Below are 5,879 nucleotides of genomic sequence, written 5' to 3'. Positions count from 1 at the left end.
CGCGGCGATGGCGGCCAGGGCGCGGCCGCGCCCCGCCTCGGAGACGACCGCCGACCTCGCGGCCGTCGGCGGGACAGTCGATGGTGCGGGTCTCGCCGGAGGCCGCGGGGACCCACGCTCCGTCGATGAACAGCGTTGCAGTGGTCATGGTGCTCCTTGTCAGCTCGTCGTCAAGCTCGTGGCCGAGCTCGGGGTCAGCTCTTGTGGTCGGTCTCCCACTCATCCGGTGCGTGGCTCACCGTGTTGAGTGCCTGCGTGTGGACGTCCTCGCTCAACGTGAGGAACGTCAGGTGCCGCTCATAGGCGTCGAGGATGTCGCTGATGATCTGCTCCTTCGTGTAGCCCATGATGTCGTGGCCCTGCGAGCCCGTGGCGGAGAAGATCTCCACCCGGTAGTACTCGTCCTCCACGGCCTTCATGTTCTGCGCGAAGTTGGGCGCCGCGTAGGAGACCGGGTACGCCTGGTACTTGAACTCGCTCTGCTCGCCGAAGCGCACGTGCAGGTCCACATGCGGGATGCCCGTGTCGTGGTGATGGCCACGGCTGCAGCTGACGTCCGCCCCCTGGGCCTTCAGCTCGGCGGCGACCTCCTCCACGGCGGGGATCGCGGTCTCCTCCATGAAGCGGGTGGCCTGCTTGGCCGTGGGGAAGTTCATGTGTCGGGCCAGTCGCCGTCGCCAGCCGCCGCCACGGTCGGAGGCGTCCCGGATGCGTCCGGAGAGCACCCAGGGCATGGAGGCCTCCTGGGAGGCCTGGCTGTAGTGCTCCATGCGCAGGGCGCGCCAGATCCCCAGCATGAGGATGTACATCACCACGGAGAAGGGCAGACCGATGATGACCGTGGCCATCTGCAGCGTGAACACGCCGTCGAGCATCAGCACCGCCAGGGTGAGGGCACCGGTGGCCAGGGCCCAGAAGATCCGCAGCCAGGGGGCGCCGTCGTCGGTGGTGTTCTCCGCCTTGGAGGTGAAGTTGGACATCACCAGGGCGCCGGAGTCAGCGGAGGTGATGTAGAACAGCAGGCCGGTCAGCACGGAGAGCCCGATGGTGAAGGTGGCCCCCGGGTACTGCTCCAGCAGGGTGTAGTAGCCGGATTCGGGGGTGTTGACCGCCGATTCGATGAAGTCCATGTTCCCGGAGATGAACTCCCAGATCACGCCGTTGCCGAAGATGGAGATCCACAGCAGGATGAAGCCGAACGGGATGATGAGGGTGCCGACTACGAACTGGCGCAGGGTGCGGCCTCGCGAGATGCGGGCGAGGAAGAGGCCCACGAAGGGCGCCCAGGCGATCCACCAGGCCCAGAAGAAGAGGGTCCACCATTCGCGCCAGCCGTCAGCGGGCATGTCGTAGGCGAAGGTGTCCAGCAGCATGGAGGGGAAGTAGGCGATGAAGTCGCCGACGTTCTTCACCAGGCCGTTGAGCAGGTCCACCGTCTGGCCGGCGATGAGCACGTAGAGCATCAGGATGATGGCGAAGACCACGTTCAGCTCGGCCAGGCGGCGGATGCCCTTGTCCACACCGGAGACGGTGGAGAAGGTCACCACGATCACCGAGAGGCCGATGAGGCCCACCTGGGCGGCGGTGCCTGGGGGATGCCGAAGAGCCATTCGAGGCCGTAGTTGAGGAACACCACGCCGATGCCGAGGCTGGTGGCGATGCCGAAGATGGTGCCGACGACGGCGGCGATCTCGATGCCGTCCCCGGCCACGCCCTTGGCCCGCTTGCCGATGATGGGGTACAGGGCGCTGCGGATGCTCAGCGGCAGGTGGTACCGGTAGGCGAAGAGGCCGAAGGCCATGCCCATCAGGGCGTACATGGCCCAGCCGGGGATCCCGTAGTGGAAGAGGGTCCACAGCACGGCCATCTCGGTGGCCTGCGCGGTGCCCTCCTCGGTGCCCGGGGCGGTCAGCACGTTGGTGGCCGGCCCGGAGATGGCGAAGAACATGAGGTCGACGCCGATGCCGGCGGCGAACAGCATGGCCGTCCAGGTGAAGAGGTTGTACTTCGGGGAGGAGTGGTCCGGCCCCATCTTGGTGCGGCCCACTCGGGAGAAGGCGACGATGAGGACGAACAGGACGACGATCCCGGCGGTGAGGATGTAGTACCAGCCGAGGTTCTCACCGATCCAGAGGAACGTCGCCTCCAGCGTGGTGTAGGCCGTTTCGGGGGCCAGCCAGGCCCACAGCGTGAAGGCGACGATGATGGCCGCCGCACCGAAGAAGACCGGAGGATTGAGCTTGGAGTTCTTCAGGCGCCCCCCGCTGGTGGGCCCGTCCTCCGGTTCTGCGTCATGTGGTGAGTGTTCCGTGGCAGATGCCATGGGGTGTCCTTCCCTCAGTTGCGCCTCATCAGAGCGACGTGGAGTTCATCGGGCGGTCGACGTGGTGTGATCCTATCGGGGCGGCGCCGGCTTGTCGCAGACTTTCTCTTAAGTCTTGGGAGAGGACCAGAAGCGGGCCCGCCGAGTCGCATCGGCATGACTGCGCGCGATAGGTTAGGTGACCGTGGCACTGACTATCGGAATCGTGGGACTCCCCAACGTGGGCAAGTCGACACTCTTCAACGCGCTCACCCGCCAGACGATCCTCGCGGCGAACTACCCGTTCGCGACGATCGAGCCCAACGTCGGGGTGGTGAATCTGCCTGACGAGCGGCTCGACACGCTCGCCGAGATCTTCGGCTCGCAGAAGATCCTGCCGGCGACCGTCTCCTTCGTGGATATTGCCGGCATCGTCAAGGGAGCCTCCGAGGGGGAGGGGCTGGGCAACCAGTTCCTGGCCAACATCCGTGAGGCCCACGCCATCGCGCAGGTGGTGCGCGTCTTCGAGGACGACAACGTCGTGCACGTCGACGGAAAGGTCGACCCCACCTCGGACATGGAGACCATCAACACCGAGCTGGTGCTCGCCGACCTCCAGACGCTGGAGAACGCGATCCCGAAGCTCGAGAAGCAGGTCAAGCAGAAGAAGGCCGAACAGGCGCAGCTTGACGCCTACCTGGCCGCCCAGACGGTCCTGGAGCGCGGCGACACGATCTTCTCCGCCATCGAGTCGGAGAAGCTCGACATGGAGAACCTGGCTCAGCTGTCCCTGCTGACCGCCAAGCCGTTCATCTACGTCTTCAACGTGGACGATTCCGTGCTGGGCTCCGCCGAGCGGCAGCAGGAGCTCGCCCAGCTGGTGGCCCCGGCCCAGGCCGTGTTCCTGGACGCCAAGCTGGAGGCGGACCTCGTGGAGCTCTCCGAGGAGGAGGCCCGCGAGATGTTGGAGCTCAACGGCCAGGAGGAGTCCGGCCTGGACCAGCTGGCCCGCGTCGGCTTCGACACCCTCGGCCTGCAGACCTACCTCACTGCCGGGCCCAAGGAGGCCCGCGCCTGGACGATCAACAAGGGCGACACCGCCCCCGAGGCCGCAGGCGTGATCCACACCGACTTCCAGAAAGGCTTCATCAAGGCCGAGATCGTCTCCTTCGACGACCTGGTGGCCGCCGGCTCCATGAACGACGCCAAGTCCGCCGGCAAGGTGCGCATGGAGGGCAAGGACTACGTGATGAAGGACGGCGACGTGGTGGAGTTCCGATTCAACGTGTGAGCCTGAGCGACCCCGCCGGGCCCCGCCGATCTCTGTGATCGACGGGGCTCGAGTCGTCTCGTGAGGAGATCTTCACCGCCCAGGTTCCGACAGCTATCATGATTGATAGCAGGGAGGTGATTGTCGATGTCATCCATCATCGTTCGCGGTCTCGACGATTCCGTGAAACAGCAGCTTGCCACGCAGGCCAAGGAGCATGGTCGTTCCATGGAGGCGGAGGTCCGCGACATCCTCACGAAGGCCGCGAGGCGGCCACACATCGGGATGGCGCTGTTGGCTGCCGCGCAGGACGTCGGCGGTATCGATGACCTGACGATCCCGGAGCGCGACGACGTTGCTCGGGCGGTGGAGTTCGAGTGATCGTCCTCGACACGAACGTCATCTCGGAGATCTTCCGACCCTCGCCCGAGCCGCGCGTCGTCGAATGGCTCGCCTCGCTGACGGGGGATGTCGCGATCACCTCCGTCACGCTCGCCGAGCTCCTGGCGGGAGTTCGACGACTCCCAGATGGCCGGCGCAAGGATGAGTTGACGAGGCGCATCGACGCGGCGCTCGCGCCGTACCGTGGGAGTCGCGCGGTGCTGCCGTTCGACGACCGGGCGGCCGGCCACTATGCCGACGTGCTCGTGACTCGGGAAGCCGCGGGAGCGCCGATCAGTACGGCCGATGCCCAGATCGCCGCGATCTGCTTGACCCACGACGCGACCTGCGCGACGCGCAACGCCAGGGATTTTGCGCATACTGGCATCGAGCTGGTCGACCCTTGGACTCTCGCGTGAGTGAACACGTGTCGATCACCGTGACCGAGTTCGGCGGCGACGGCCTGCCGTTGGTGCTTCTTCATGGCCTTGCGGGGAGCTCCCGGGAGATGCTGCCGACGGCATGGGCGCTGAGCGACGCCTTCCGTGTACTGCTCATCGATCAGCGCGGGCACGGGCTCAGCACTCGGGGACCGGCGGACCTGTCGCGGGAGGCCTTCGTCGATGACGTCGTCCAGGTCCTCGCGCAGCACGCGCCGGGGCAGCGGTGCATCCTCGTCGGTCAGTCGATGGGCGCGCACACGGCGTTCCTCACCGCAGCGGCGCGCCCGGATCTCGTAGAACGCCTGGTGATGCTCGAAGGGCATGTCGCCGGCAGCGACGATCCGGGGGAGGCCGTCGGGCTGGGAGAGTACTTCGCGTCGTGGCCTGTGCCGTTCACCGACGAGGACGAGGCGCGTACCTTCCTCGGATCGGGTGCGATCGTGGACGCGTGGATCGCCGACCTCGAGGTGACCCACGAGGGACTGCGACCGCGCTTCGACGCCGAAGTCATGCAGCGCACGATCGAGGCCGTGCACGAGCCGCGCTGGGACGAGTGGGAGTCTCTGGGGACTCCGACGCTCGCAGTCTTCGCGAAGAACGGGATGTTCAGCGACGCCGAAAGGGACGAGCTGGTCCGGCGTCGTCCGGGGACCCATCGGGTCGACTTGTCGGCGGGGAGCCACGATGCGCATCTTGACGCTTTCGATGAGTGGATTGGTGCTCTGCGCGGTTGGCTGTTGTCGGACGCGGAGGCTTCGGCTGCACGGTGACAGCAGATGGTCGCACGTGCCGGAACTCGGTGGAGTTTAGGTTCAATGTGCAGCGGAGTTCCGCCTAACGTATGGGAGAAGGGTAGACCGTGGAGTTCTGGCAAGCGATCGTCGTGGCCGCGATCCCCTCAGCGGCGGCAGTGGTCGCAGCAATCGTTTCATTTCGTGACCTCCACCTTCGTCGACGATTGGAATCCTCGAAACAGTTCCTGTCGCTGTTCGCCTCGGCGCATGGTCGACCGCAAGGACGTGACGCGATTGGGATTGGTGAGCAGGTCGCCGCTGTGCATCTCATTGCTGACTTTGCGGCGAAGGACAAGATGCTGAGGAGCGCCGCACGGGAAGGCTTGCAGGAACTATCGTCGTGGACGGGCAACGAGCGTTCCGAGAAGATCGCTTCCTCAGCTACGGCGGCTCTCGGGAGACTCCGGAATTAAGGGTCGCCAGCGATGCCCAAGCGATTCTCTTCAGCAAGGCGTGGAGAGCCCTCCGGCGATCACGTGAGGGCTCGTCTCTCCTGCTTGACTAGGGCGTGTTGCTAAACCCATTGCAGAGTCGCTGCGAGGCAGAGCCCAGCGTGGAAGTTCCGGGCAGTCTTATCCGTTCGTGCAGCGATCCCGCGCCACTGCTTGAGCCGGTTGAAGCATCGTTCGACGACGTTGCGACCCTTGTATCGGGCCTGCTGCTCATCGCCGAAGTCGATCGGCCGCCCA

General features: G+C 65.7%; 5 protein-coding genes and 2 pseudogenes. 5 read left to right on the top strand and 2 right to left on the bottom strand.

Annotated elements, in window-relative coordinates:
- Nucleotides 1–194: 194 nt before the first annotated feature.
- Nucleotides 195–2,323, bottom strand: a pseudogene (gene betT / locus BCY76_RS16705) (choline BCCT transporter BetT).
- Nucleotides 2,324–2,507: 184 nt separating this feature from the next.
- Here betT and ychF point away from each other — a divergent pair.
- The 5 genes from ychF (at nucleotide 2,508) to BCY76_RS17795 (ending at nucleotide 5,603) form a co-directional block, all read left to right on the top strand.
- On the top strand, nucleotides 2,508–3,593 hold the full coding sequence (gene ychF, locus BCY76_RS16700; RefSeq protein WP_070158921.1) for a redox-regulated ATPase YchF: 1,086 nt from the start codon (nucleotides 2,508–2,510) through the stop codon (nucleotides 3,591–3,593).
- 126 nt (nucleotides 3,594–3,719) lie between these two features.
- Nucleotides 3,720–3,953, top strand: coding sequence for a FitA-like ribbon-helix-helix domain-containing protein (locus BCY76_RS16695; protein WP_070158918.1), 234 nt, complete (start codon nucleotides 3,720–3,722; stop codon nucleotides 3,951–3,953).
- The gene (locus tag BCY76_RS16690) at nucleotides 3,950–4,372 is read left to right on the top strand and encodes a type II toxin-antitoxin system VapC family toxin (protein WP_070158919.1); all 423 of its coding nucleotides are present in this window, start codon (nucleotides 3,950–3,952) and stop codon (nucleotides 4,370–4,372) included. The genes BCY76_RS16695 and BCY76_RS16690 overlap by 4 nt, the downstream gene beginning before the upstream one ends.
- Nucleotides 4,369–5,166: an alpha/beta fold hydrolase gene (locus tag BCY76_RS16685; protein ID WP_237090247.1), complete on the top strand. Its 798-nt coding sequence runs from the start codon at nucleotides 4,369–4,371 to the stop codon at nucleotides 5,164–5,166. Before BCY76_RS16690 ends, BCY76_RS16685 begins: the two co-directional genes overlap by 4 nt.
- A gap of 89 nt (nucleotides 5,167–5,255) precedes the next feature.
- Nucleotides 5,256–5,603 carry a hypothetical protein gene (locus BCY76_RS17795; protein WP_139827865.1) on the top strand — a complete coding sequence of 116 codons (348 nt, stop codon included), beginning with the start codon at nucleotides 5,256–5,258 and terminating at the stop codon, nucleotides 5,601–5,603.
- 101 nt (nucleotides 5,604–5,704) lie between these two features.
- Here BCY76_RS17795 and BCY76_RS16680 read toward each other — a convergent pair.
- A pseudogene (locus tag BCY76_RS16680) lies at nucleotides 5,705–5,879 on the bottom strand (IS5/IS1182 family transposase); the annotation flags it as partial.

This window comes from Nesterenkonia sp. PF2B19 (genome assembly GCF_001758425.2).
GTDB classification, from domain to species: domain Bacteria; phylum Actinomycetota; class Actinomycetes; order Actinomycetales; family Micrococcaceae; genus Nesterenkonia; species Nesterenkonia aethiopica.
Note: the sequence above shows the minus strand (reverse complement) of the source record. Positions and strands in the feature narration are given on the sequence as shown.